At 36.1% G+C, this 26,493-nt stretch carries 24 protein-coding genes and 1 pseudogene; 13 read left to right on the top strand and 12 right to left on the bottom strand.

Annotation, left to right across the window (positions count from 1 at the left end):
- Positions 1 to 176 precede the first annotated feature (176 nt).
- A complete protein-coding gene (locus ACEN2H_RS06785) occupies positions 177 to 839 on the bottom strand; it encodes a TrmH family RNA methyltransferase (RefSeq protein WP_441731566.1) in 663 nt (220 codons plus the stop codon).
- A 152-nt stretch (positions 840 to 991) separates the two neighbouring features.
- Here ACEN2H_RS06785 and ACEN2H_RS06790 point away from each other — a divergent pair, with 152 nt between their 5' ends.
- From ACEN2H_RS06790 to ACEN2H_RS06800, 3 genes are all read left to right on the top strand, one after another.
- Positions 992 to 1,684 carry an SIR2 family NAD-dependent protein deacylase gene (locus tag ACEN2H_RS06790; RefSeq protein WP_441731567.1) on the top strand — a complete coding sequence of 231 codons (693 nt, stop codon included), beginning with the start codon at positions 992 to 994 and terminating at the stop codon, positions 1,682 to 1,684.
- Between the two features lie 67 nt (positions 1,685 to 1,751).
- Positions 1,752 to 3,098 (top strand): adenylosuccinate lyase, encoded by a 1,347-nt coding sequence (gene purB, locus ACEN2H_RS06795; protein WP_441731568.1) that lies wholly within the window; start codon positions 1,752 to 1,754, stop codon positions 3,096 to 3,098.
- A gap of 226 nt (positions 3,099 to 3,324) precedes the next feature.
- Positions 3,325 to 5,565 (top strand): cation:proton antiporter domain-containing protein, encoded by a 2,241-nt coding sequence (locus ACEN2H_RS06800; protein ID WP_441731569.1) that lies wholly within the window; start codon positions 3,325 to 3,327, stop codon positions 5,563 to 5,565.
- Positions 5,566 to 5,630: 65 nt separating this feature from the next.
- Here ACEN2H_RS06800 and guaB read toward each other — a convergent pair whose 3' ends face one another.
- The 5 genes from guaB to ACEN2H_RS06825 all read right to left on the bottom strand — a co-directional run bounded on the left by guaB (position 5,631) and on the right by ACEN2H_RS06825 (position 11,626).
- Positions 5,631 to 7,103, bottom strand: a complete 1,473-nt coding sequence (gene guaB / locus ACEN2H_RS06805; RefSeq protein ID WP_441731570.1) for an IMP dehydrogenase — start codon at positions 7,101 to 7,103, stop codon at positions 5,631 to 5,633.
- Between the two features lie 328 nt (positions 7,104 to 7,431).
- A complete protein-coding gene (locus tag ACEN2H_RS06810) occupies positions 7,432 to 8,829 on the bottom strand; it encodes a DUF5723 family protein (RefSeq protein ID WP_441731571.1) in 1,398 nt (465 codons plus the stop codon).
- Entirely contained in the window at positions 8,826 to 9,377 is a 552-nt protein-coding gene (locus ACEN2H_RS06815; protein ID WP_441731572.1) for a hypothetical protein, read from the bottom strand. The genes ACEN2H_RS06810 and ACEN2H_RS06815 overlap by 4 nt, the downstream gene beginning before the upstream one ends.
- A 114-nt stretch (positions 9,378 to 9,491) precedes the next feature.
- On the bottom strand, positions 9,492 to 10,355 hold the full coding sequence (locus ACEN2H_RS06820) for a hydroxymethylglutaryl-CoA lyase (protein WP_441731573.1): 864 nt from the start codon (positions 10,353 to 10,355) through the stop codon (positions 9,492 to 9,494).
- Positions 10,356 to 10,603: 248 nt separating this feature from the next.
- Positions 10,604 to 11,626, bottom strand: coding sequence for a quinone-dependent dihydroorotate dehydrogenase (locus ACEN2H_RS06825; protein ID WP_441731574.1), 1,023 nt, complete (start codon positions 11,624 to 11,626; stop codon positions 10,604 to 10,606).
- A 254-nt stretch (positions 11,627 to 11,880) separates the two neighbouring features.
- On the opposite strand from ACEN2H_RS06825, the gene ACEN2H_RS06830 reads away from it, so the two are divergent.
- Both ACEN2H_RS06830 and pepT read left to right on the top strand, forming a co-directional pair.
- Positions 11,881 to 12,429, top strand: coding sequence for a histidine phosphatase family protein (locus ACEN2H_RS06830; protein WP_441731575.1), 549 nt, complete (start codon positions 11,881 to 11,883; stop codon positions 12,427 to 12,429).
- A gap of 263 nt (positions 12,430 to 12,692) precedes the next feature.
- Complete coding sequence (pepT, locus tag ACEN2H_RS06835) at positions 12,693 to 13,970, top strand: peptidase T (RefSeq protein ID WP_441731576.1); 1,278 nt, start codon at positions 12,693 to 12,695, stop codon at positions 13,968 to 13,970.
- Positions 13,971 to 14,050: 80 nt separating this feature from the next.
- Here the strand turns inward: pepT and yajC are convergent, their stop codons facing one another.
- The 3 genes from yajC to ACEN2H_RS06850 form a co-directional block, all read right to left on the bottom strand.
- Positions 14,051 to 14,323, bottom strand: coding sequence for a preprotein translocase subunit YajC (yajC, locus tag ACEN2H_RS06840; RefSeq protein WP_441731577.1), 273 nt, complete (start codon positions 14,321 to 14,323; stop codon positions 14,051 to 14,053).
- 30 nt (positions 14,324 to 14,353) lie between these two features.
- Positions 14,354 to 15,265 (bottom strand): transcription antitermination factor NusB, encoded by a 912-nt coding sequence (gene nusB / locus ACEN2H_RS06845; protein ID WP_441731590.1) that lies wholly within the window; start codon positions 15,263 to 15,265, stop codon positions 14,354 to 14,356.
- A 462-nt stretch (positions 15,266 to 15,727) separates the two neighbouring features.
- Complete coding sequence (locus ACEN2H_RS06850) at positions 15,728 to 15,934, bottom strand: hypothetical protein (protein WP_441731578.1); 207 nt, start codon at positions 15,932 to 15,934, stop codon at positions 15,728 to 15,730.
- 156 nt (positions 15,935 to 16,090) lie between these two features.
- On the opposite strand from ACEN2H_RS06850, the gene ACEN2H_RS06855 reads away from it, so the two are divergent.
- The 7 genes from ACEN2H_RS06855 (at position 16,091) to ACEN2H_RS06885 (ending at position 23,991) form a co-directional block, all read left to right on the top strand.
- Entirely contained in the window at positions 16,091 to 17,851 is a 1,761-nt protein-coding gene (locus tag ACEN2H_RS06855; RefSeq protein ID WP_441731579.1) for an ABC transporter ATP-binding protein, read from the top strand.
- 71 nt (positions 17,852 to 17,922) lie between these two features.
- Positions 17,923 to 18,306 (top strand): PUR family DNA/RNA-binding protein, encoded by a 384-nt coding sequence (locus ACEN2H_RS06860; RefSeq protein ID WP_441731580.1) that lies wholly within the window; start codon positions 17,923 to 17,925, stop codon positions 18,304 to 18,306.
- Between the two features lie 101 nt (positions 18,307 to 18,407).
- Entirely contained in the window at positions 18,408 to 19,313 is a 906-nt protein-coding gene (locus ACEN2H_RS06865; RefSeq protein WP_441731581.1) for a mechanosensitive ion channel family protein, read from the top strand.
- Between the two features lie 154 nt (positions 19,314 to 19,467).
- On the top strand, positions 19,468 to 19,764 hold the full coding sequence (locus tag ACEN2H_RS06870; protein WP_441731582.1) for a hypothetical protein: 297 nt from the start codon (positions 19,468 to 19,470) through the stop codon (positions 19,762 to 19,764).
- Between the two features lie 105 nt (positions 19,765 to 19,869).
- On the top strand, positions 19,870 to 22,392 hold the full coding sequence (locus tag ACEN2H_RS06875; RefSeq protein ID WP_441731583.1) for a cation-translocating P-type ATPase: 2,523 nt from the start codon (positions 19,870 to 19,872) through the stop codon (positions 22,390 to 22,392).
- Between the two features lie 7 nt (positions 22,393 to 22,399).
- Positions 22,400 to 23,221, top strand: a complete 822-nt coding sequence (locus ACEN2H_RS06880; protein WP_441731584.1) for a sulfurtransferase — start codon at positions 22,400 to 22,402, stop codon at positions 23,219 to 23,221.
- 71 nt (positions 23,222 to 23,292) lie between these two features.
- A complete protein-coding gene (locus ACEN2H_RS06885; RefSeq protein ID WP_441731585.1) occupies positions 23,293 to 23,991 on the top strand; it encodes a GNAT family N-acetyltransferase in 699 nt (232 codons plus the stop codon).
- A 39-nt stretch (positions 23,992 to 24,030) separates the two neighbouring features.
- On the opposite strand, the gene ACEN2H_RS06890 is transcribed toward ACEN2H_RS06885, so the two are convergent.
- Entirely contained in the window at positions 24,031 to 24,372 is a 342-nt protein-coding gene (locus ACEN2H_RS06890; protein WP_441731586.1) for a tRNA-binding protein, read from the bottom strand.
- Positions 24,373 to 24,482: 110 nt separating this feature from the next.
- Here ACEN2H_RS06890 and ACEN2H_RS06895 point away from each other — a divergent pair, with 110 nt between their 5' ends.
- Positions 24,483 to 25,049: a thioredoxin family protein gene (locus tag ACEN2H_RS06895; RefSeq protein ID WP_441731587.1), complete on the top strand. Its 567-nt coding sequence runs from the start codon at positions 24,483 to 24,485 to the stop codon at positions 25,047 to 25,049.
- A 130-nt stretch (positions 25,050 to 25,179) separates the two neighbouring features.
- Here ACEN2H_RS06895 and ACEN2H_RS06900 read toward each other — a convergent pair whose 3' ends face one another.
- Both ACEN2H_RS06900 and ACEN2H_RS06905 read right to left on the bottom strand, forming a co-directional pair.
- Entirely contained in the window at positions 25,180 to 26,112 is a 933-nt protein-coding gene (locus ACEN2H_RS06900) for a peptidylprolyl isomerase (RefSeq protein ID WP_441731588.1), read from the bottom strand.
- A gap of 54 nt (positions 26,113 to 26,166) precedes the next feature.
- Positions 26,167 to 26,415, bottom strand: a pseudogene (locus ACEN2H_RS06905) (MFS transporter); the annotation flags it as partial.
- Positions 26,416 to 26,493 lie beyond the last annotated feature (78 nt).

Genomic DNA, 26,493 nt, shown 5'->3' on the forward strand with positions numbered 1-26,493 from the left:
CAGTGCTTTCTATAATTTATTTTTTGTAGTGCAAAAACTAGACTCTGTACATTTGTACTCCTAGCCTCTAAATTGCAAGCACTTACTGTAAATACTCTGAGCACAAGGAGTAGGTCGTTCCTTGTAATGATCTAGACAAACCCAAAACTGAAAGCTACGAGGTATAAGTAGTTCTGCTATTTGGCGTTTTCTTCAAAATAACGAGCTTCTATCCGCTTAATGTCCTTGATTGAATTCTTAGCCCAAGCCAGGCGCTTCACTAAAATTTCCTCTTCGGATAAATGCCAATTAATATTAGAGTTCCTTAATCTGTTAGTTAAGTTTTGGATTATGATGGCTGCTGAAACTGAAATATTCAAACTTTCAGTAAAACCAACCATGGGAATTTTTAGGAATCCATCAGCTCGCTGTAAAATTTCTTCAGACAGTCCGTCTCTCTCTGTACCAAAGAACAAAGCACTCGGTTTCGAAATATCAAAGTCCTCTAATAAGCAATCATTATCATGTGGAGTGGTAGCGATGATTTGATAGCCTTTGTTTTTCAAAGTATCCACACAATTAGAAATGCTGTCAAAGGCATTGATATCGACCCATTTCTGGGCTCCCATCGCTATTTCCTTATCAATACTTTTTCCGTAACGCTGCTCAATGACATTCAATTCTTGTATCCCGAAAACCTCGCAGCTGCGCATCACTGCGCTGGTATTGTGCATTTGAAAAATGTCTTCCACAGCAATAGTGAAATGATTGGTTCTGTTTTCCAATACTTTCAGGAATTTCTCTTTGCGGTTGTCCGTCAGGATATTTTCAAGGAAATTAAGGTAATCGATATCAATCATTGTGAACTTGTTTTTTTGCAAAAATAGTAAAAAAGACTAGCTTTAATTAAATATAATACCTTTGTCCTTTCGGAAAACAGTAAGTAGCTTGTGGGTAGTTAATTATGGAACTCCTCCTTTACCGCAAGACAAGATAAAGAAAAAATAAAAGCATGAAAAAAAAATTAGTCGTCCTGACAGGCGCGGGAATAAGTGCCGAAAGTGGTATCAAAACTTTTAGGGACTCTGACGGACTATGGGAAGGACACGACGTAATGGATGTAGCCACACCAGAAGGCTGGTATAGAAATCCCGAATTAGTTCTTGACTTCTACAATCAAAGACGTAAACAACTCAAGGAAGTACAGCCTAATTTAGGTCATCAGATACTAGCTGAATTAGAATCTCATTTTGATGTTTTTGTAATCACTCAGAATGTAGATGACTTGCATGAACGAGCCGGAAGTACTAATGTGTTGCACCTACATGGCGAATTATTAAAAGTACGAAGTGAAGCAAACCCTAACTATATTCTAGATTGGCAAGACGATTTGAATATTGGCCACTTCGATAATGATGAGAATCAACTAAGACCTCATATTGTCTGGTTTGGAGAAGAAGTCCCGGCACTTGAAGAGGCGGTTGCGCTAACTGAAGCTGCCGATTATTTTGCAGTTATTGGAACTTCACTTCAAGTATATCCTGCGGCTGGATTGATTGATTTCACCAATTCCAAAACCCCCATATATTACATTGACCCAAAACCCATTAAAATTCCGAATCTACGAAACCCGCTGCAGGTCTTCCCATACGTTGCATCTGAAGGAATGAAACTATTAAAAAAGGAGCTTCTTCGATTTATTTAAAAAACAATCCTTTTCGAAATTGCTTCTAAAGGTTTATATTTGTGCTTTTCGAACAAATAACACAACAATGAATACTTTAAACGAATTGAATGCTATTTCTCCTATTGATGGAAGATATAGAAACAAGACTCTTTCTTTGGCTCCTTTTTTCTCGGAAGAAGCCTTAATCAAATACCGCGTATTGGTTGAAATTGAATATTTCATTGCTTTGTGCGAGGTTCCTTTGCCACAGCTTAAAGCTGTAAATCCAGATTTATTCGAAAGTTTACGTAATATTTACAGGAATTTCTCAACTGAAGACGCGCTTTGGATTAAAGAAACCGAAAAAGTAACCAATCACGATGTTAAAGCGGTTGAATACTTCATTAAGGATGCTTTTGAAAAACTAGGACTATCTCAATACAAAGAGTTCATCCATTTTGGATTGACTTCACAAGATATAAATAACACAGCGATTCCACTTTCGACAAAAGAAGCTTTCGAGAGAGTGTATATGCCTTCATTGATCACCCTAACATCTAAATTGAAAGATTTAAGTGTGCAGTGGAAAGATATTCCAATGTTAGCAAGAACCCACGGCCAACCGGCATCCCCTACTCGTTTGGGTAAAGAAATCGGTGTTTTTGTGGAACGCTTAGAAGAGCAAATGCGTTTGTTGTTCAATATTCCTTTTGCAGCTAAATTTGGTGGAGCAACAGGAAATTACAATGCACACCATGTGGCTTACCCACAAATTGATTGGAAAAAATTTGGCGGGAATTTTGTCGAAGAGAACTTAGGTTTACACCACTCTTTCCCCACAACACAAATTGAGCATTACGACCATTTTGCAGCATTTTTTGATGCTTTAAAAAGAATCAACACCATTATTATTGATTTGGACAGAGACATTTGGACCTACGTTTCGATGGAATATTTTAAGCAAAAAATCAAAGCAGGAGAAATTGGATCTTCAGCGATGCCACACAAAGTAAACCCAATTGATTTTGAAAACTCAGAAGGAAACTTAGGTATAGCTAATGCCATTTTCGAACACCTGTCTGCGAAGTTACCATTGTCAAGATTACAACGTGATTTAACTGATAGTACCGTTTTGAGAAATATTGGGGTACCTATTGGACATACTCTAATCGCTTTTGAAGCTACTTTAAAAGGATTGAATAAGTTGCTATTAAATGAGCCTAAGTTTCACGAAGATCTAGAGAAAAACTGGGCAGTTGTTGCTGAAGCTATCCAAACAATTTTAAGACGTGAAGCCTATCCAAATCCTTACGAAGCATTGAAAGGATTAACGCGAACTAATGAGGCTATTGATAAGAAAGCAATTCATGACTTCATTGCTACTTTAGATGTTTCTGAAGCAGTAAGAGCAGAGTTAATGCAGATCACTCCAAGTAATTTCTTAGGGATTTAAAGAACTAGAAAGAAATCAAGAATTCTTAGTTTATATTTTTAGACTATAACAAAAGTGTTTACTACATAAAATATAGAAAAAACCTCTTCAAAAAAAGCTATCTTTATCGATAGCTTTTTTTAAGCCTTTTAAGAAGGTTCGTTTTTTAAAGCAAATTTCAAATACTTATCTAAATCATACTAGCCCAGATTCAAATGGAAAGCTAGAATAGCTACAACAACAAATTATGAGTGCCGCAGCAATAATAGCCGAAACTACAACACATTTAGAACCCCTAATCAGCGACTTGGGATTAATTCTTATGACCGCAGGTATAGCCGTTTTAATATTTAAAAAACTAAAACAACCCTTAGTTTTAGGATATCTGATTGCGGGTTTTTTGGCAGGGACCCATTTTGATTTCTTCCCTTCGGTTAGAGACGTAAAAAGTGTAGAGGTATGGGCTGAAATAGGTGTAATCATCTTACTGTTCAGCCTAGGTCTGGAGTTCAGTTTTAAAAAATTGATGAAAGTTGGAGGTACCGCCTCTATTACTGCTATTACCCAAATAATCACCATGGTGATGATGGGGTTTTTAGTGGGACAATGGATGGGATGGAAACAAATGGATTGCATTTTTCTGGGCGTAATCCTCTCTATTTCTTCCACCACAATAATTCTAAAAACCTTTGATGAACTAGGTGTCAAAGCCCAGAAATTTGCCGGAATTGTCATTGGCTCCCTTATCGTACAAGATATTATTGCCATTTTAATGATGGTGTTGTTATCCACGGTTGCGGTAAGCCAGCAATTTTCGGGTACGGAACTACTGATTTCTGTATTAAAATTAATATTTTTTCTAACGATATGGTTTATCAGCGGAATATTTTTCATCCCTACTTTATTAAAGAAAGCAAAACACTTATTAACAGATGAGATGATGTTAATTATCTCGCTGGCCTTGTGCTTGATGATGGTGATCTTAGCTTCAAACGTTGGATTTTCTCCAGCTTTGGGTGCTTTTATAATGGGTTCCATTATTGCTGAAACAACACAGGCCGAACAGATTGAACATTTAGTAAAACCTGTGAAAGATTTATTTGGAGCCATCTTCTTTGTTTCTGTTGGAATGTTAATAGACCCAGCAACTTTATATGAATATGCTATACCTGTTATTATTTTAACTTTTATAACAATATTTGGTCAATCCATTAGTTCCACGATTGGCGCTTTAATTTCAGGACAGCCACTAAAGCAATCTATCCAAACGGGAATGAGTTTAGCACAAATTGGTGAGTTTTCTTTTATTATAGCCACTTTAGGTATGTCTATGAATGTAACTAGCAATTTCTTATATCCAGTTGTAGTAGCTGTTTCTGCAGTGACCACCTTCACCACGCCCTTTATGGTAAAGATGGCTACTCCCTTTTCGGAATTCTTAGAAAGAAAGTTACCCCGAAGATGGTTAAAAAGAATAGCCCGTTATAGTGCAAACACACAGTCCATAAAATCAGTGAGTACCTGGCAGATCGTCTTAAGGGCTCATCTTTTACAAATCGTGCTTCATACTATAATCATTACGGCAATCATACTCTTGTCGTCAAAATTTGTTTTGCCATTGGTAGCAGATTCACTATTTGGAAACGCCACAGCAGCTTTGATAACACTTATTATAATATCTCCATTTTTATGGGCATTATCACTGCGTCGCGTTGCCGTCAAAGAAGTTGAAATCTTGAGACAGGAGCGCAAATATAATGGGCCGATAATGATGATGATTCTATTTAGGATAGGATTAAGCATATTCTATATTGGTTTCTTACTGAATATTTTTTTCTCACCAATAGTTGCGTTTTTTGCCTTAATTATAGCAGTAGGCGTTTATTATTTTTTCCCTAAGCAATTACATGTACTGTATCTTAAAATTGAAAATCACTTTCTAAAAAATCTTAACGACAGAGAAATAAAAAAAATAAAAAGAAGATATGCCAGTCTAACTCCTTGGGACGGTCACATGACCACATTCCAAATTAATAAAGAATCTAATATTGCTGGTAAAACTTTAAAGACTTTACGCGTTCGCGAAAAAATGGGTATCAACATCGCTTTTATTAAGAGAGGAGAAATAATGATCAAAATTCCAACTAAAAATGAGCGGTTATTTCCTGGAGACGAGATTTGCGTAATCGGTACGGATGCACAAGTAAAAGAATTTAAGACCTACTTACTTCGAAACGAAATCGAAATTCCAAAAAATGTGGAAAAAGCAGAAATCATTTTACAGCAATTAGAATTAGACAAAGAAGAACTGATTGGGAAAAGCATTAGCCAGTCGCTGATACGAGAAAAAGCAAACGGTATGGTAGTGGGTATCGAACGAAATGGAAAACGCCTGCTAAATCCTGAATCCGATTTGATTTTAGAAAAGAATGATATTCTATGGGTTGTAGGTGATAAAAAACGAATGAGCGAATTGTTCAAAAATTAAGAGTAATAAAAAAGGGCATAAGTTTAAAACTTATGCCCTTTCTGGTTTAATATACTTTCTATAGATTATCTAGAATAATTTGGAGCCTCTTTAGTAATAGTAACGTTATGCGGATGACTTTCGTTGATTCCACTTGCAGTGATGCGGATAAAGCGTCCCGTTTCTTGCAAAGTAGGAATATCTTTTGATCCACAGTATCCCATTCCAGCGCGAAGACCACCAATGAATTGCTGCATGCTTTCATTCAACTCTCCTTTATAAGGAACACGTCCCACAATTCCTTCTGGAACTAGTTTCTTAACATCATCTTCTACATCTTGAAAATAACGGTCTTTAGAACCCTCTTGCATTGCTTCTACAGAACCCATTCCGCGGTATGATTTGAATTTTCTTCCCTCGAAAATAATAGTCTCTCCCGGAGATTCTTTAGTCCCTGCTAGAAGTGATCCTAGCATTACACAATCAGCACCTGCAGCAATTGCTTTAGGAATATCTCCTGTGTAGCGAATTCCTCCATCAGCGATTACAGGAACTCCAGATCCTTTTAATGCAGCGGCTACTTCTAATACAGCAGAAAACTGTGGAAAACCTACCCCAGCTACAATACGAGTTGTACAAATTGAACCAGGTCCAATTCCAACTTTAACCCCATCAGCACCGTTTTCAACTAAATACAAAGCAGCTTCCGGTGTAGCTATATTACCTACAATTACATCTAAATCAGGAAATTTAGCTTTCACTAATTTTAATACGTCAACCACTCCTTTAGTATGACCATGGGCAGTGTCTATAATCACAGCATCCACTCCTGCGTTTACTAAAGCAGTCGCTCTTTCAACCGCGTCTGGTGTTACGCCTAAAGCAGCAGCGACTCTTAAACGGCCATATTTATCTTTATTAGCATTTGGTTTTTGCGTCAATTTAGTGATGTCTCTAAAAGTAATCAAACCAACTAACTCATTTTTATCATTTATAACTGGTAGTTTTTCAATTTTATATCCTTGTAAGACTACCTCAGCTTGCCCTAATGAAGTTCCTTCGGCTACAGTAACCAAGTTTTCACTTGTCATTACTTCGATAATTGGTCTTGTATTGTTTTTTTCGAAACGTAAATCCCTATTGGTAACGATTCCTTTTAGGATCCTATTTCCGTCTACAATTGGGATTCCTCCAATTCCGTATTCTTTCATTGCGTTTTTCGCATCTGCCACCGTAGAAGTTAGAGGCAATGTCACCGGGTCAATAATCATCCCTGACTCTGCACGTTTTACTTTGCGCACCTTAGCAGCTTGCTGTTCTATGGTCATGTTTTTGTGCAAAACACCTATTCCTCCTTCTTGAGCCATAGCAATTGCCATTGCACTTTCAGTAACAGTATCCATAGCAGCTGATACTATAGGAACGTTTAACGTTATATTTCTTGAAAATTTTGCTTGGATACTCACTTCGCGGGGAAGCACATTCGAGTAGTTGGGAACTAATAATACATCATCGTATGTTAAACCTTCACCGATAATCTTTGAGTTGTGTGCTATCATGTTGCAATTTGTAGTTGAATTGCGTGCAAATATAGCAAATTATTTTGATTTATTTTTAAAAGTAGTAACGAAAAAATTAGTTCTTCCACTGAAAGTTTACTTTGGGAGTCTAATGGTCTAGAAACTGTTTTAGAGCAGAGACAAAATTTGTTAAAACTGTGGCCCTAGAGCGGAAAGCAATGAAAAGCATCTAAAATAAAAACAAATCTTTTTGTTAGTTTTAAAAATCTACTAATAGAAGCTCATTTACTACTTTACAAAAATGTCGCATTTATGAAGTGCTTGAAATGAATTACTGGACTAGCTCCTAAAGAATGCGAAAGGCTCATCAATAAGGTTCATTGTCATCTTTAAAAACAAAGTTAAGTCCAAATTGAAAAGAAAGGCTGTTGGCTTTTGATATATCGCGATACTCCAAAAGGTTATCAGCCATAACATACATGTTAAACTTTCCTAAGTTAGTGGACAAGCCTAAGCCTATATTTGTGTAAGAATAGGAATCTATTGTATAGGTCGCTTTCATCTGTAAATTACTAAGAACATTTCTTCTATAATAACCCGTCAACGCCATAATTGGCGCTCTTGGCGCAGTCATTACAAACAACTGAGCGCCTACAGCGTTTTTATAATCTGCATCATCACCAATACAGTTGCAGTCAGCCCCAGCTCTGGAATCATCAAATGCATATTGATAGGAAGCATTGAGCTTTGCAGGTCTCCAAGTAGTGTATTTAGAGTAGATTGTGTCCAAAGGAATCGCATCGTTAAATTCTTGGTAGATATTACTGGGAGCATCACTGTCATTAAAGCTAGGGTTTATACCTTCGTATTTATACAGCCCTTTAAAGGTAAAAGTTTCAACCTCTTTCGAATGCCTTATAAAACCAACGTCTAAAATACTAGCGGTAATTTGAATGTTTTTTTTAGGATAGTAGGTAAAGCCCAAATCAAAACCAAGACCTAGGTTGCCTCCTAAAAAAGTCTTTTTCTTTATATCCCTCGCCGCATCTACATCACTATTCTCATCAAAATAACCAGAAACCCCAGAGGTATTGAGTTGTAAATTCGAATAAATAACTTGTTCGTAGGCTGTTGTTGTGCTAGGAATTGTATAAATATATCCCGAATTATTGCTTGAAGTAGCATTGAAAATACTTGAATAAATCTTTGCTCTAGCTCCAACGATAAGGTTCTCTTTAATGTCTTTATGATACCCAAAGTGCAATACCGACAGCATTTCTGCTTTAAGCTTTAAATCGCCCAAATCGAATCTCTTGCCTAAGTAGTTGCTATTTCCTTCGAGCGCTAGTATTGCTAAATCCTTTGGCACATATGATATAAAATCAAATTCCTGATACATTCCAAAAGAAACATATCCATGATTTTGCCAATCCCCAACTTTAAATCCTCCATTAAACAACTCAATTTGCTCATTTAAAGTCACTTTATCTTTTCTGGTCGTCGAAGCTACTGCTTCACGCAGTTTTATATTAAAGTCTACTCCGTTATTAGCAAACAAGTCATAGGCCGAAAAACCCGTGGAACCCACATTTAATGAAACTCCTGAAAGTAAAGAAACACCAAAGTAATACTTATATTTAAAATCAGTTCCTGGATTTGTCAACAAAGACTGAGGCACTGTGCTAAAGTTATATAAAATCTGTTTGTTTTGTGAGAAGCAACTAATTGACATAAATAGAAGCAAAATCAAATATTCTTTTCTCATTCTACCAATAAATAAACTGTTGCACTTGAACTTAATTTAAAACTTCCTAGGCTATTCTCACTTAATGCAGGGCCAGGAGCCATGATAAGATCAAATTCCATACGCTTCGTGGTTTTTAACAAGTCGAGTGTGGTGTTTTGAAAAATTTCGGTCTTTTTTATAATAACGGGAGTACCCGTAGAAGCGGGAACATCAAAACGTATCGTATACACTGTCTTGTTACTTTGGTCTAAAAAGTTTAAACCTAAAGAGTAGGCTCTGTTTATGGTGTTGGTGATTTCGAAATCGAAATCAGCTCTTTGTAGATTATCCCGAAAAAACTTTTCGCTAAAAAAATCAAAACCTTGGACATCTAAAGAAATATCCTTCTCCATACCATTATCGACAAAGTCCTTTGCGGGAACATCAAAGTAGCTTAAATTAGCAATAAAAACAGGCTCTAGCTTTAGATCGTTTACTTGATTAAAGTCCAAGTCACTGCTACAAGAAAAAGAAAGTAATGTCAGTATGACAATTCCAAAAAGTCGTGTTTTGTTGTATGCCTTCATGTTAAATTGTATTGATAAACGTAAGCTAGCTCTACGGTTAGTAACGTTTGAATTTCGTAAATATTATTTTTTATTCTTTATTTCTTTTGCTGTATCAAAAAAGCCACCTACTTCTTAATGAAACTCTCCAAACAATTTAGAAGCTCCATTATAAGCACTTTCAAAACTAAGAGGATTAAGGTTTGTGTTTTCCTTATTAGCAGTAAAATACGATAATAATTTTTCCGTAGGCATATTACCGGTCAAATCATCTTTGGCCATAGGACATCCACCAAATCCCTGAATAGCGCCATCATATCGACGACAACCGGCTTTATAGGCTGCGTCAACTTTTTCAAACCATTTATCAGGTGTAGTATGCAAATGAGCTCCAAACTCAATTTCAGGATATTTCGGAATTAGATTCGAAAACAAATAACTAATTACCTCTGGGCTTGAACTACCTACTGTATCTGATAGGGAAAGAATCTTGACCCCCATAGTAGATAATTTCTCGGTCCAGTCCCCTACTATTTCTACGTTCCATGGATCTCCGTAAGGATTTCCAAAACCCATAGATAAATAGGCAACTACTTCCTTATTGTTTTTATCTGCAATCTCAAGAATTTCCTGTAAAGTAACTAAGGATTCTGCTATAGTTTTGTGAGTGTTACGCATCTGAAAGTTCTCAGAAATCGAAAAAGGGAAACCTAGATATCGAATTTCTTTATACTTAGACGCTATTTCTGCCCCTTTGGTATTGGCTATAATCGCTAATAATTTACTCTTTGTTTGAGACAAGTCTAGTCGTGCCAGAACCTCAGCTGTATCCTGCATTTGCGGAATTGCTTTGGGGGAAACAAAGCTACCAAAGTCTATTGAATCAAAGCCCACTCGCAATAAAGATTGAATGTAAGCCAGCTTTCTTTCAGTAGGAATGAAGGGTTTAATGCCTTGCATAGCATCACGAGGACATTCTATAATTTTTATTGGCTTCATAGGCTTTCAAAGATACTAAAACTAGCAAACTGGCAAAGAGTACGCGCGGTAAAGTTTAGTAAAAAAAAAGTATTGCTTTACAGAACACTATGCTTTATATTTTTAACCACAAGTAACACTTAATTTTGCAATAGATTATTCTTAGCCTACAGAAAGTCTGCTGTTAACAAAAAAAAGGGAGTCCGAAAATTATTTCTTGCTCCCTTTTTTATTCTGTTATTTGACTCACTTTACAGCAAAAAACCTAACTATTTCAATCTATCTAAAATCTTTTTATTTATGGCTTTCACCAAAGCGGGACCTTCATAGATGAAACCAGTATAGAGTTGCACTAAACTGGCTCCAGCATCTAGTTTTTCTATGGCGTCCTCTGCAGAATGGATTCCTCCTACTCCGATGATTGGAAATGCTTTATTACTTTTTTCGGACAAAAATCGGATGACCTCTGTAGAACGTTTTGTCAATGGCTTCCCTGATAAGCCGCCCATTTCGACTTTATTATCAGATTTTAAGCCCTCCCTAGAAATAGTTGTATTGGTAGCAATCACTCCAGCAATTTGGGTTTCCTTTACAATATCTATAATATCCAGTAATTGATCGTCGGTCAAGTCGGGTGCTATTTTTAAAAGGATTGGCTTTTGTTTTGGCATAGACAAATTCTTGTTTTGCAAAGTCTGCAGCAGCTGCGTCAAAGGCTCTTTATCCTGTAGAGCACGCAGATTAGGTGTATTTGGAGAACTCACATTCACGACAAAATAATCCACATACTCATACAAAGTGTCAAAGCATATTTCGTAATCCGAAGCCGCTTCTTCATTTGGCGTCAACTTGTTTTTACCAATATTCCCTCCTATAAGAACTCCATCATTTGTTTTTAGTCTTTCTATCGCTTCCAAAACACCACCGTTATTAAACCCCATTCGGTTAATAATCGCTGAGTCTTCTTTCAAACGGAACAGTCTTTTTTTCGGATTACCGTCTTGCCCTTTTGGCGTCAAAGTTCCTATCTCGATAAAACCAAACCCAAAGTTGGATAATTCCTTATACAGCACGGCATCTTTATCAAAACCAGCGGCAAGACCAACAGGGTTTTTAAATTTCAAACCAAACACTTCGGTTTCTAATCGTTTGTCGTCAACACAATAAAGGGATCTATAAATAGCAGAAAAACCAGGGATTTTGGAAGAAATACGAATCAAAGAAAAGGTGAAATAATGGACTTTTTCGGGGTCAAAAAAGAAAAGTATCGGACGAATAAGAAGTTTGTACATGAGTGTTTCGTTATGTGCCGCAAAAATAGAACTATCTCGTCGATAATTAAATGTTTACAAGCTAATTTTATGAGGTCTTTTGTATTAATTATTCAAAGATTATTCGGAAACGAGAATAACTCCTTTTAAAAGAATTCTTTTAAGGAAGATTTATTGATAGAATAGCAACTATAGAGTGTGTAAAAGTATATCAAAGCCAACTAATGTTGTATTTTAGGCCTATAAAAAAAATAACTATTTAGACAAAACTTTCCATGAAAAAAATATTATTTCTCTTTTTGTTACTATCTCTAAACACTAGAGCCCAAATTAATTCCGCTACTACCATCTATCTAGTACGTCATGCAGAAAAAGTAACTGATGACCCAACTAACAAGAATCCGACACTTACAAATAGTGGTAAAAATAGAGCTATAGCTTTGGCAAAAAAACTAAAAAAAACTACGATAAGTAATATCTATAGCACCAATTATGAACGAACCATTGCTACTGCGATGCCACTAGCCAAAAAGCTAAAAAAGGAAATCAAAATCTATGATATAAAAGAATTAAAAACAGAGGCTGAGACTATTTTAAAAGACAATAAAGGCAAAAATGCATTAATCGTGGGACATTCTAATACCATATTAGAAACGATAGAAGCACTGGGTGGGAAACGGCCCATTACCAGTATTTCTGACCAAGAGTATGACTATTTATTTCAGATTGGTATCGCCTTCGATGGAACGACGAATGTCAAAATAATGCATTATGGAGAGACCAACTCTCATTCTGAAGGAGAACAAATAATGCATAACCGATAATCCAGCACTTCCTTTTTACGTCCGTTTTACAAAAGAAGACGAACGCTACATTTTCATGCTACAATCCGGAATGGAACGCGATATTGAGGAAGGTTATTAACAATTAGATACTCTCTTGAATAAAAAATAAGTAGTAATATTACAGTTAGAAAGTCGATCATTAATTTTTAAACAATCTGCACATCTTACTATTTATGTTGCATTTTAAAAGAGGGCTTTTTTTAAATAAATAGTATCTTTGCTGTTCATCATATAAAGAATTTATGCAACATATAATCGACCGTTTCATCAGCTATGTAACTATTGATACTGAGTCTGACTCCAGCTCTGAAACAACACCAAGTACAGCAAAACAATGGGACTTGGCAAACAAATTAGTAGCGGAGTTAAAATCCATTGGTATGCAGGACGTCACGATAGACGACAAATCATATATTATGGCTACTTTACCTAGTAATGTGGACCATGAAGTGCCTACTATCGGATTTGTCTCTCATTTTGATACTACTCCTGACTTTACAGGAGCAAACGTAAAACCGCAGATCATTCCTAATTACGATGGAAAAGACATCGTACTTAATGCTGAACAAAACATTATACTTTCCCCTAGTTATTTCAAGGACTTATTGCTTTACAAAGGGCAGACTTTAATAACTACTGATGGGACCACATTACTTGGCGCAGACGACAAGGCTGGAATTACCGAAATTGTTACTGCAATGGAATTCTTAATCAACAATCCTGAAATCAAACACGGAAAAATCAGAGTAGGTTTTACGCCAGATGAAGAGATTGGTCGTGGAGCACACCATTTTGACGTGGAGAAATTTGGTGCTGATTGGGCATATACCATGGACGGCAGCCAAGTAGGAGAACTAGAATATGAAAACTTCAACGCCGCTGGAGCCAAAATCACTTTCAAAGGTAAAAGTGTACATCCAGGCTACGCCAAAGGAAAAATGATTAACTCCATTTTGATCGCCAATGATTTCATCAATGCTTTACCCAAAGATGAAACACCGCAGGAGACTAAAGGTTACGAGGGTTTCTTTCATGTAAACCATTTTACAGGAAGTATAGAAGAAACAGTTTTGGAATTGATTATTAGAGACCACAGCAAGCACAAATTTGAGAAACGCAAGAAGTTAATTGAGAAAATTACTCAGAAACTTAATAAGAAATTTGCGAAAAAGTTTGGAGAAGATATAGTAGTCACTGAAATTAACGATCAGTATTACAATATGAAGGAAAAAGTTGTCCCAGTAAAGTATATCGTAGATATCGCCGAAAAAGCGATGAAGCAGGTCAATATAAAGCCTATAATAAAACCAATACGCGGTGGAACTGATGGATGTCAATTGTCATATAAAGGATTACCTTGCCCAAATATTTTTGCTGGTGGACATAATTTTCACGGAAAATATGAATACGTTCCCGCAGAAAGTATGCAAAAAGCCGTGGAAGTAATCGTCAAAATTGCTGAACTTACGATAATGCCAAACTTTGGTTTAGAGCAGCCGAAAGCTAAAAAAGGAAAATAATTGGAATAATCAGATCAAAAAAAATGCCCCATTCAGAATTAGATTCCGAATGGGACTTTTTTTATAATCTTAAAAAAACATTACTTTTTTGCTACTGAAGCACTCATTTCCATAGAAATTGCAGAACGCTCCATTTTTAATTTTCCAGCCATTGTTTCGATTACAACAGTAGTATCAGCAAGCTCGGAAACTTTTCCATGAAGACCGCTTTTAGTAACAATCTTATCACCAACTTTTAAAGTGCTTTCAAATTCTTTTTCACTTTTTGCTTTTTTCTGTTGTGGCCTAATCATAAAGAAATAGATTACTACAAACATTAATAGAAAAGGGGCAAATTGAGTTAATTGTTCCATGATTTTAATTCTTTTTTTTATTTATTACTATTACATTAATCCGCGACCGGTCTTAATCATTTTTTTATTGGCTTCTAGCTCTTTAACTAAGTTATCTAAAATACCGTTGATAAAAATACTGCTTTTTGGCGTAGAATACTCTTTGGCGAGTTCTAAATATTCATTTAAAGTCACTTTAAAAGGAATTGAGGGGAATTTTAAAAATTCACAAATAGCCATTTTTAAAATAATGGTATCCACCTCAGCAATTCTATCACTATCCCAGCCCGGCGTTTTATCAACAAATTCCTTTGCTAATTCAGCTTCGTTTAAAACTGTTTTTCTAAACAAGTCTTTAACGAACGCCTTGTCCTCGCTATCCTTGTACACTTTAGGAACTGTGAAGTTATCATCCATGATAGGCTTCATTGCTTTCAACTGCTTCATGATATGAGTGTTGACCAATGGAATGTCATCAATCCAGGTCAGTTTATCATCTTCCAAGAATTCGTATAGCTTTTCATTTGGCACAATTACTTCCAAAAACAAATCGGCTATAAGCTGTCTGTCCTCTTCAAAAGAACTCTTTGGATTACTCATGTAATCAGTATACAACTTACTCGCTTTTATGGCATTCAACAACAACAAAATATAATCGTCATTTAAGGCCCAAGCGTCAATTTTACGACTCTCCATAGCAATACTCAGAGAATTGTTTTCAGCAAGAATTTGAAAAATACTGTTTTTAATAAACTTTTCGTTGGGTTTGCGCTCTTCGGGAGTTGCAAGATGCTTAAGACTTGATTTATGCAGAAACACTGTTTCTTTTTTACAAATTTCCAAAAGGGAGGAAATCATGGTAAGGTATAAATCTTGAATATTGTCGATACTGTAAAAAAGAAATTTTTCTTCCTTTTCTAAGTTATCAGAACCGTTTTGATGCATCGCATAAATGGATTGCATGACTTTAACGCGTATGTGTCTTCTATTTACCACCTTTGTAAGAACTTTTGTTAAATTATTTTGCAAAAATAAGAATTTCATCCTTGAAAATAAAATATATAATTGCTTATTTTAAAGTATTCATTGATCAGCATTCAGATACTACTTTAAAATAACCCTGAATACTACATCTCGTAAAACAACTGCCACTAGCTATCCGACTTTGATTGACAAAGCTTTGCGCAATGCCTAGCAGCCTAAGTGAAGCAAACATCTCACAGTATATACCGACGGTTTTTATTTCTAGATCTTCCGCAGTAATAGTCCTCCCTAATAAAAAACATCCGAATTTACATAACTTAATAAATATTCTGGTCTCTTATGATTATTCGCAGCATACCACATCAAAGCTTTTATACAACCAACAATTAACCGTAATAACTGATTTATAAGTCATTCCCCGCGAAAGAAGTGACATGCAACTTAGGAAGCCAATTCACAAGTATAATTATCCATTCTTGCTCCTCCCAAAGCAAGTCCCATAACCCGATTATGAATACCAATAATTGCTTTTAAACCTGTATCTTTGCACATAAAAAATAAATCTGATTGGTAATCATAGGAAGATAATTGTCCAAATGCGAAGTCCGTGTTTTGAATTTCCTTTCCAGTTGTGAAAGCATTACTCATAATGTTAGTTTTTACAATAGCTGATTTATGATATTTTTTTAAGCAGACAAATAAAACGTACTGATTTGATAATTATAAAGAAAGTGTAAACATTTACAATTATTAAAAATCGATTGATAATCAAAAAACTATTTCAATACAGAATATCTTAAAAAAATGAAAGAATTACTTTATTTAAACAAATATTTCGTCAAATATAAATACAGCTTTTTACTAGGAATAGTATTTACCATAATTGCGCAAATCTTCATGCTGTTCACCCCAAAACTGATCGGTAAATCTTTCAAGGTAATCGAATCATTTTCTGAAGACAAAAGCATTGCTACCTCAGTGATTCGCCAAGAGTTGACTTCTAATATATTATTGATTATTGCTACCACGATTATCGCAGGGTTCCTTACCTTTTTGATGAGACAAACTCTAATTGTAATGTCACGACACATTGAATTTGATTTAAAAAACGAGGTGTTCAGACAATATGAAAACCTATCCCAAAATTTCTACAAAAAGAATCGTACCGGTGATCTGATGAGTCGCATTAGCGAAGATGTTTCGAAGGTGAGAATGTATGTTGGCCCAGCTGTAATGTACACTATAAATACCATTATCCGCTTTGCAATTGTTATTGCTTACATGTATAATGTGTCCCCTCGATTAACGCTATACACCATACTACCCTTGCCTTTGTTGTCCTATGGAATTTATAAATTGAGTTCGGAAATCAACAAAAGAAGTACCGTTTTCCAGCAATATCTTTCCAAAGTATCCAGCTTTACACAGGAAATATTTTCTGGAATCCGCGTAATTAAGGCCTACTCGTTAGAAGACCAACACCAAAATAACATGGTGAATCTGGCTAAAGAGAGTAAAAGGAAGAGTTTGAATTTAGCCAAGGTACAATCTTTGTTTGGGCCTCTAATGCTGGGCCTTATCGGGATAAGTAATCTGGTAGTTATCTATTTTGGAGGGATAATGTACATTGACGGAAGGATCGAAAGTATCGGTACAATCGCCGAGTTTATTTTATACGTCAACATGCTTACCTGGCCCGTGGCGTCACTAGGTTGGATTTCATCTATGGTTCAAGAAGCAGAAGCATCACAAAAACGACTTAATGAATTCCTCAAAATTGAACCCGAAATAAAAAACAAAAACCTAGGTCAGTCGATCATAAACGGCTCGATTTCTTTCGACAACGTTAGCTACACTTATGAAGACACCAACATAAAAGCAATTCAAAACATTTCTTTTACTGTAAAAAAAGGAGAAACTTTAGCCATACTTGGAAAAACAGGTTCTGGAAAGTCAACTATTCTATCTTTAATTTCGCGACTGTATGATGTAACTGAAGGCCAAATCAAAATTGACGATAACGAGATCAGCACATTAAACCTTTTTGATTTACGAAACAGCATCGGAATCGTGCCACAAGACGCCTTTTTATTTTCAGATTCGATCAAGAATAACATTAAGTTTGGCAAAGAAGACGCCAGTATGGACGAGGTAATTGCCGCCGCCAAGAACTCAGTTGTACATGACAACATCAAGGGCTTTAATAAAAAATATGACACTATTCTGGGTGAAAGAGGAATAACATTATCTGGAGGTCAAAAACAGAGAGTTTCCATCGCGAGAGCAATCATTAAGAACCCACCAATTTTACTGTTTGACGACTGTTTATCAGCGGTTGATACTGAAACAGAAGAAGCCATTTTGAATAATCTAAATGAAATTTGCAAAGACAAAACAACAATTATTGTGAGTCATAGAGTATCGTCCGCTAAAAACGCGCACAAGATCATCATTATGGAAGACGGAAAAATTATCCAACAAGGGTCTCATAACCAGTTGATAAATCAGACAGGTTATTACGCTTCCTTGTATTTAAAACAACTTTCTGAAAAAGAATTACTTTAATTGTTGTTTAATACATATATTTTTAGGATTTTTGATTACGAATTAACAACTATAAACTGACTGAAACGATTATGAGAGAAAATGATATGTTAGAAAAAGAAGAGATATTTTCTAAAGTTTTACGTGCAGGAAGAAGAACATACTTCTTTGATGTAAGAGCTACAAAAGCGGATGATTATTATATTACGATTACCGAAAGCAAAAAATTTACTGAAGAAGATGGATCATTCCACTTCAAGAAACATAAAATATATTTGTACAAAGAAGATTTTGCAGCTTTCTCAGAAATTCTTAGCGACATGACTTCATATGTTTTGAACCATAAAGGTGAAGAAGTAATCTCTGAGAGACATCAAAAAGATTTTAAAAAAGAATATGCTACTGAAAAAGTGGACACTGAAGAAGAAGCATCACAAATATCAAATTTTATTGATATTGATTTTGATGATATTTAATCTTTAGATCAAACCCTTTACACCAAAATCAAAAAGTCCAAAAATCATATGGTTTTTGGATTTTTTATGTTACAAAAATTATTAATTAAAACACATTATTTATGAACGAAATTGCATTGAAGTACACAGAAGAATATGCCGAACTAATTATCCCTTGGCTATTAACAAGCGGAGTCAAAATCGTGGTTCTAGTTATAGGAGCTTTAATTCTTAATAAAGTGATCACTTCGTTCATTGATAAAGCAGTTCGAATTGCGGTTAGACCAGATGGAATTTCTTCTAAAGAGGCAGAAGAAAAACGGGAAAATACCTTAATCCAAATTTTTAATGCCACAGCAAATATTGCATTGCTGACTATTACTGGCTTAATGGTGCTTCAAGAATTTGGAGTAGAGATTGCCCCAATCTTGGCTGCTGCAGGAATTGTGGGACTAGCATTCGGTTTTGGAGGACAATACTTGATTCGGGATATCATTTCCGGTCTTTTTATCATTCTTGAAAACCAATACCGCATCGGTGATGTGGTGAGTTTTGATAACGCCAGCGGTACAGTACAAGAAATCAGCTTAAGAAAAACGACCTTAAGAGATCTTGATGGAACAGTTCACCATATTCCACATGGAGAAATAAAAAAAGTATCTAATTTTTCTAAAGACTTTTCACGCATCAATCTAGATGTGGGCGTAGCATATAGTTCGAATTTAGAACATGTCATCGCTGTAATAAACAGGACTGGAACTGAACTGGCCCAAGATCCATTATGGAAAGAGTCGATCATCCTTGTCCCTCAGTTTTTGCGCGTGAATGATTTTGCAGATTCTTCCATTATGATAAAAATATTAGGCGAAACATTACCTAGCATGCAATGGGCGATTACAGGAGAGCTTCGTAAAAGATTAAAAGTAGCCTTTGACAAAGAAGGAATTGAAATTCCTTTTCCACAAATGGTTATCCATCAAACTAAAGATCTAGAAAAAGTAACCGATAAAACTGAAGCTGAAAAATAAGAATAGTTTTAAATACGGTAACCTATAAGCTTTAAAAAGTCCGAAAATCAATTGATTTTCGGACTTTTTCTTTATATGGATACTAACAAACCATCCCTATATTTTAAAAAATATCAGCCGAAGCATCTGGATTTTTGCTATTGTTTATATTGGAATGGGGGATAATAACAAGATCTATGTTTTCATAAACTTTTTTGCCCCTTACGGAATTTGTGCCGCAGCGAACGAAGGAGTCTCGAAATCCTGCATAAGTATTATCATAGACAAGAAAGACATGGCTACAGCGATCGGGAATTTCTCTGCTTTTCAGAGTGTCTGTGACATGTTGGCAAGCTCCTTGACAGGAATTATTTGGCATCACTTTAGGTCAAATATACCTTTTATGATCAACGGAATAGGAAGTGTTTTAATTTTGTTATTATGGCCTCTGAACAAAATAAATGGTATTTAAATTACAAAAAAATATATTTTTTTTAATTTATAAAACACGAAAGAACAGCACTTTTACTAAAACTAAAAATCTTATATTTGGGTATCACCACTCAAATTCCTTTTGATGTCCAAAAAAATAAATATTCCCGACAATATTATTGGCTTGACCGATATTGAAGTAAAGGTCTCAAGGGGGAAATTTGGTAATAACGAACAAATCCATAAACAAAAATACAGATGGTGGAAAGCGCTTTTTGATCTTTTCAAAGAACCGATGTTGTCGTTATTGATTGCCGTAGCCATCATTTATTTTATTTTAGGCCAATACAATGAAGCCTATTTTATGTTGGCTGCAATAATCGCTGTTTCTGGAATTTCTTTTTATCAGGACAACCGCAGCCGCAAAGCACTGGAAGCTTTAGAAAAATTGAACGAACCATTAAGCACTGTATTAAGAAATGGAGTAGAAAAAAAAATTCCTACTAAAGAAATTGTTGTCAATGATCTTGTAATTGGTAAAGAAGGCAACACCATCAACGCTGATGGGGAAATCGTTCACAGCAATGATTTTTCGGTAAATGAGTCCGCACTTACCGGAGAAGCCTATGCCGTTTTTAAATCTGAAAAAACAGAAAATAAAACTATTTATAGCGGAACACTCGTAGCATCAGGGCTTGCGATTTACAGGGTAAATAAAATTGGTTCTGAAACTGAAATAGGAAAACTAGGGAGCTCCTTACTGAGCATTAAAGAAGAAGCAACACCGCTGCAAGTACAAATCGAAAAATTTGTCAAAGTGATGGCGATAATAGGCATTGTTATTTTTCTTTTAGTTTGGGCCGTCTATTTTTGGCGAACACATGATCTGTTAAATAGTTTATTGAAAGGGCTGACATTGGCCATGTCTATCCTTCCAGAAGAGATTCCGGTGGCTTTCACTACTTTTATGGCTTTGGGATCCTGGAGATTGATGAAAGAGGGAGTTATCGTCAAAAAAATTAGAACAGTGGAAACCTTAGGGGGTGCTACGATTATTTGCACCGACAAAACGGGAACCATCACTGAAAACAAAATGAGTCTGCAATCCGTGTATGCTTTCAAGAATGATCATCTTTATGAAAATCAGGAAGATTGGAAAAATGAAGAGGCTATAAAAGTAATTGAAATTGCCATGTGGGCGAGCGAACCCGTTGCTTTTGATCCGATGGAAAAAAGTTTGCATCGTGAGTATGAAAAAATAACAGCTACTGACGTTAGAAGAGCCTTTTCTATGGTGCATGAATATCCGCTCGAAGGAAAACCACCAATGATGACACATGTATTTCAAAACAAAGAAGCTGAGCGCATCATAGCCGCCAAAGGCGGACCCGAAACCATGATAAAGGTCTGTAAGCTTAACCCTGAAGAAAAAGAGAGAATACACAAAACAATAGACACTTTGGCTTCCAAAGGCTACCGTATACTTGGCGTAGGCTATTCTGAATACAAAGGGAATGAATACCCAAAAAACCAACAAGATCTTCCTTTCATTTTTGTGGGACTAGTAGTTTTCTATGACCCTCCAAAAGCAAATATTGAACATGTGATACAGCAATTTTATGATGCGGGAATTGAGGTGAAAGTGATAACCGGAGACAACAGTATTACTACAAGGGCCATTGCTGAAAAAGCAGGAATCAAAGAAACGGACAGTATTTTGGAAGGAGAACAGATCATGCAACTTGACAATTCCGAAATGCTAAAAGCAATTCATAGCACTACTCTTCTAACCCGGATGTTTCCAGATGCAAAACTAGCCGTTGTGAATGCCCTAAAAAAAGACCGGCAAATCGTTGCGATGGTTGGCGACGGAGTAAATGACGGCCCAGCGCTAAAGGCTTCCCATATTGGTATCGCCATGGGAAAAAAAGGAACCGAAATCGCAAAAACAGCTGCTGATTTAATTTTGGTGGATGATGACTTATCTAAAATGGTAGTGGCCGTTGCAGCAGGGCGCCGCATTTATACCAATCTAAAAAAAGCAGTCCAATATATTGTTTCCATACACATACCCATTATCCTTACGGTTTCCCTACCCTTATTTTTTGGTTGGGTTTATCCAGATATTTTCACACCCGTACATGTTATTTTTCTAGAACTGATTATGGGCCCCATGTGTTCTATTGTATATGAAAATGAACCTGAAGAACAAAACAGTATGCTGCAAAAACCTCGGCAGTTAGGCAGCACTTTCTTATCGTTGAAAGAGATGGGGATAAGTATTATACAAGGAATTGTGATAACAATGGGAATATTATTTGTCTATCAATTAACAGTGCAAAATGGCGGAGGCGAGAATTTAACCCGAACCATGGTTTTTACTACTTTAGTTTTTTCAAACATTATCCTATCAATGGTCAATCGCTCATTTTATTATTCCGTCTTTACTTCATTAAAAAACAAGAATAATATGATGGTATTTGCTAATTCTGCAACACTGTTGATGCTCGTATTGATTATTTACGTTACTCCTATAGCCCAGTTTTTTGCCGTCCTACCGTTAAAGCTGCCTCAAATTGGAATCTGTGTTTTGGTAAGTACCGTTTCGGTAGCTTGGATCGAAATCTGGAAATGGAACAAACGTGTTAAAATGATATCTTTAAAATAAAAATAAAATGGGAAAAACCATCGTATCCGTAAAATGGCTTCATGAGCATCTTGACGATCTAGATTTAATTATACTCGATGCTAGCCAACAAGTAAACCAAGCAAAAGTGGAACCCCAATTTCAGGATGTCCAAATTAAGGGCGCTCGGTATTTTGACATCAAAAACGATTTTAGCGATACCGAAAACACCTTGCCTAACAGCCTTCCTAGTCCAGAAAAATTCGCAAAAGCAGCCATAAAACTAGGTGTCAATACCGAAAGTAAAATCGTCGTTTACGACAGTTTAGGTATTTATTCGAGTCCAAGGGCTTGGTGGTTGTTTAAAATCATGGGGCATAAAAACGTCTGGGTTTTGGACGGCGGACTACCGGAATGGGCAAAGCAGGGTTATGGAGTTGAAAAAACAGCAAACCGAGTTTATACTTTAGGTAACTTCAAATCTAAATTCAAGCCAGAACTGTTCAAAACCAAGGAGCAAATTTTAGAAAATATAGCAACCAAAGAAGCCGCATTGATTGACGCAAGATCAGAAAATCGTTTTTTGGGAGAAACCGAAGAACCCCGAGCGGGACTACGAAGCGGACATATTCCGGGATCCATCAACATTCCTTACACCAGGCTTTTAAGTGAAGGCAAATTTTTACCTAAAGAAGAGTTGGCAAGAATACTGCCGCAAGACGACAAACCTTTGCTATTTACTTGTGGCTCTGGCGTGACGGCATGTATCGATTTGATAGCTTACGAACTGATTGGAAACAAGAATCCAAAAGCAGTTTACGATGGTTCATGGACAGAATGGGGACAGATTGATAGCTTACCTATTGAGTAATTTTCAAGTGCGTTTACCGAATTAAATAATTACTTAAAACTCAAAGACCTTTAAACAACTAGAATTCAACAATGAACGAAGAACATAAACTAGATAATCCCGTTTGGTATTCCTTGGCAGAACATCATAAAAAACTGGCTATAGTTTACAATAACTCGCACTTTTATAATCCTAATTATTGTGCTTTTGGCGCTTTCAATGAAATCCATGACAATGGAAAGGATTTACTAGCCTATGCCAAATTAGTACCTAGCTTTTTTATATTCGGAGAAAAACCGAGCATCCCAGACTCACTAAAGCTAAAAGACGAACTATTATGCCTTCAAATGATTATTCGTCATAAGATTGTTATTACATACACTGACGAAATTGTAAAATTGAACCAAAGCCATAGGGAAGCACTTCTGGGACTGGTCAAAATTGTCTATCCCGAATACTTCAAATCGAAAACGGCTGATTTAGGCAATTATTACGGCATATTCAAGGATAAGAAACTCGTAGCCATAACAGGCGAACGCATGCAAATGGATGCGTTTACAGAAGTGAGTGCCGTTATTACGCATCCGGAACACACTGGAAAAGGATATGCAAAACAACTAGTTGCATATACGGTAAATGCCATTTTTGAACAAAACAAAACACCTTTTCTTCACGTAGCAAAAACCAATGTCGGCGCTGTTAAATTATATGAAAAACTAGGATTTACAACCAGAATTAAAATGAGTATCTGGCAGATTACAAAAGAAAACCAATTGGGAATCTTAAAGTGACGTCGAATGGAATTATATTTCATTGTTTAAAATAAAAAACTACCCGATTCGCAATCCATTTTCGATTTTAAAATCAGGAGCCAGTAAAATCACATCACCTCCTTCTCCAACTGCTCCTAAAACCAAACACTCACTCATGAATTTACCAATTTGCTTTTTAGGAAAATTGATTACGGCAACAATTTGGCGATGAAGTAAATCTTCTTTGGAATAGCGTTTAGTGATTTGTGCTGAAGTTTTTCGGATGCCGATCACACTTCCAAAATCTATTGTTAGTTGGTAAGCCGGTTTTCTCGCTTCAGGAAAATCATTTACTTCCAATATAGTGCCCACATGCATTGCTACTTTTTCGAATTCTTGCCATGTTAAGTTATTTTCCATATCAATTTAATATTTAGTTTATCCAGTCTTTTAAAATCTAAATTTAACTTTTTCAGACAAAAAACAATCCTTTTTCCTTAACTTTATACTTTAAACTTAAAAATAAAATAATGTCACGAACCGCCTCTACTATGCTAGCATTAGGAACAAAAGCTCCCGAATTTTTCCTGAAAAACATGACGTCTGGAAAAGAGATTTTTTCTTTTGCTGATTTAAAAGGTGAAGAAGGCACGTTGGTTATGTTTATCTGCAATCACTGCCCCTTTGTGCTTCACGTTATTGAGGAGGTAGTCATGATTGCCAATGATTATAGAGTACAAGGGCTTGGTGTTATTGCCATATCTAGTAACGATGTGGTAAATTACCCTCAGGATTCACCTGAGTTGATGACGGAATTTGCCTTTGAAAATAATTTTGAGTTTCCCTATTTGTATGATGAAACACAAGAAGTTGCCAAAGCATATCAGGCGGCTTGCACCCCCGATTTCTTTTTGTTTGACAACCAAGACAAGTTAATTTATCGTGGACAACTAGACGACAGTCGTCCCGGAAATGGAATACCATTGAGCGGAAGCGATTTGCGTGGTGCTATTGACGGCGTAATTTACAACAGAAAAATAAATCCTGAACAGAAACCGAGCATTGGATGTAATATTAAATGGAAACGGGAGCAGTGAGCAGTGAGCAGTGAGCAGTGAGCAGTGAGCAGTGAGCAGTGAGCAGTGAGCATAAAAAAACCAAAGCTTTCACTTTGGTTTTTTTATTTATGTTAACTGATCACTAAAAACAGATCACTGAATACTTATATTATTTAACGTCCATCAATTCTACGTCAAAAATCAAAGTGGCGTTTGGTGGAATTGCTCCTCCAGCACCACGAGATCCGTATCCTAAATCAGATGGAATAACAAAACGTGCTTTATCACCCACTCTCAACAACTGGATACCTTCATCCCATCCTTCAATTACCTGACCTTGTCCTAACTTGAATTCAATTGGTTTTTTTCTTGGATAAGAAGAGTCAAAAACTTTTCCGTTTTCTAATGAACCTTCATAGTGAACAGAAACTGTTTTTCCTGCTTGAGCTTGCTTACCTTCACCTTTTTGAATGAATTGGTAACGCAATCCGCTTTCTGTTTTTTCAAAACCAGCAGCTAACTTCTCCATAGCCGCTTCAGCATCTGCCTTCAATGCAGCATCACGCTTGTTGCGTGCACCTTTGAAAGTAATAAAGGCTTCAATAGCATTCCAGTTCTTAGCTTCATCTCCTACTCTTAGTATTTCTAACGTCTCTAAAACGTCCCCTTGACCTATAGCGTCAACTACATCCTGCCCTTCAACAACATGTCCAAAAACAGTATGTTTTCCGTCTAACCATGAAGTTGGAACGTGTGTAATGTAAAATTGAGATCCGTTAGTTCCAGGTCCTGAATTAGCCATAGCCAATATTCCTGGTCTATCGTGTTTCAAACTTGGGTGAAATTCATCATCGAATTTGTAGCCTGGGTCTCCAGTTCCGGTTCCTTGAGGACATCCTCCTTGAACCATAAAATCTGGAATTACTCTATGAAATTTTAAACCGTCATAAAATTTTGTCCCTTGTGGTTTAACTTTATTTTCCATATTTCCTTCTGCAAGTGCTACAAAATTCCCTACGGTTCCCGGTGTCAATTCGTGCTCTAGTTTTACTAAAATAGCACCTTTAGCGGTGTTGAATTTAGCGTATATTCCATTTTCCATTATTGTCTGATTTTTATTGAAATGCAAATTTACGAAATTAATTTTTATCCATTCCTACTTTCTTTCTATGGCTGTGCGTTTTGACTTATAGGTATACGCGTAAATCGATAATGCTACTGCCGATAACAACATGCATCCTACGCTCACCCCTTTCCATCCGCCAAATTGCCATAAAAACAACCCAAAGGCAGAACCTGCCGCTGTCCCTAAAAAACTAAAAGACATGAACACGGTATTCATGCGGTTTCTTGCTTCAGGCACTATTGAATAAACACGAGTTTGATTTGATATATGCACCCCTTGCTGTATTGACCCCTTAAATAATCGGACACAATTATAAATCAAAAACTATAATTTTGTACGATGGAAAAACGAAAATTC

The organism is Flavobacterium sp. W22_SRS_FP1 (assembly GCF_052113685.1).
Classification (GTDB): Bacteria; Bacteroidota; Bacteroidia; order Flavobacteriales; family Flavobacteriaceae; genus Flavobacterium.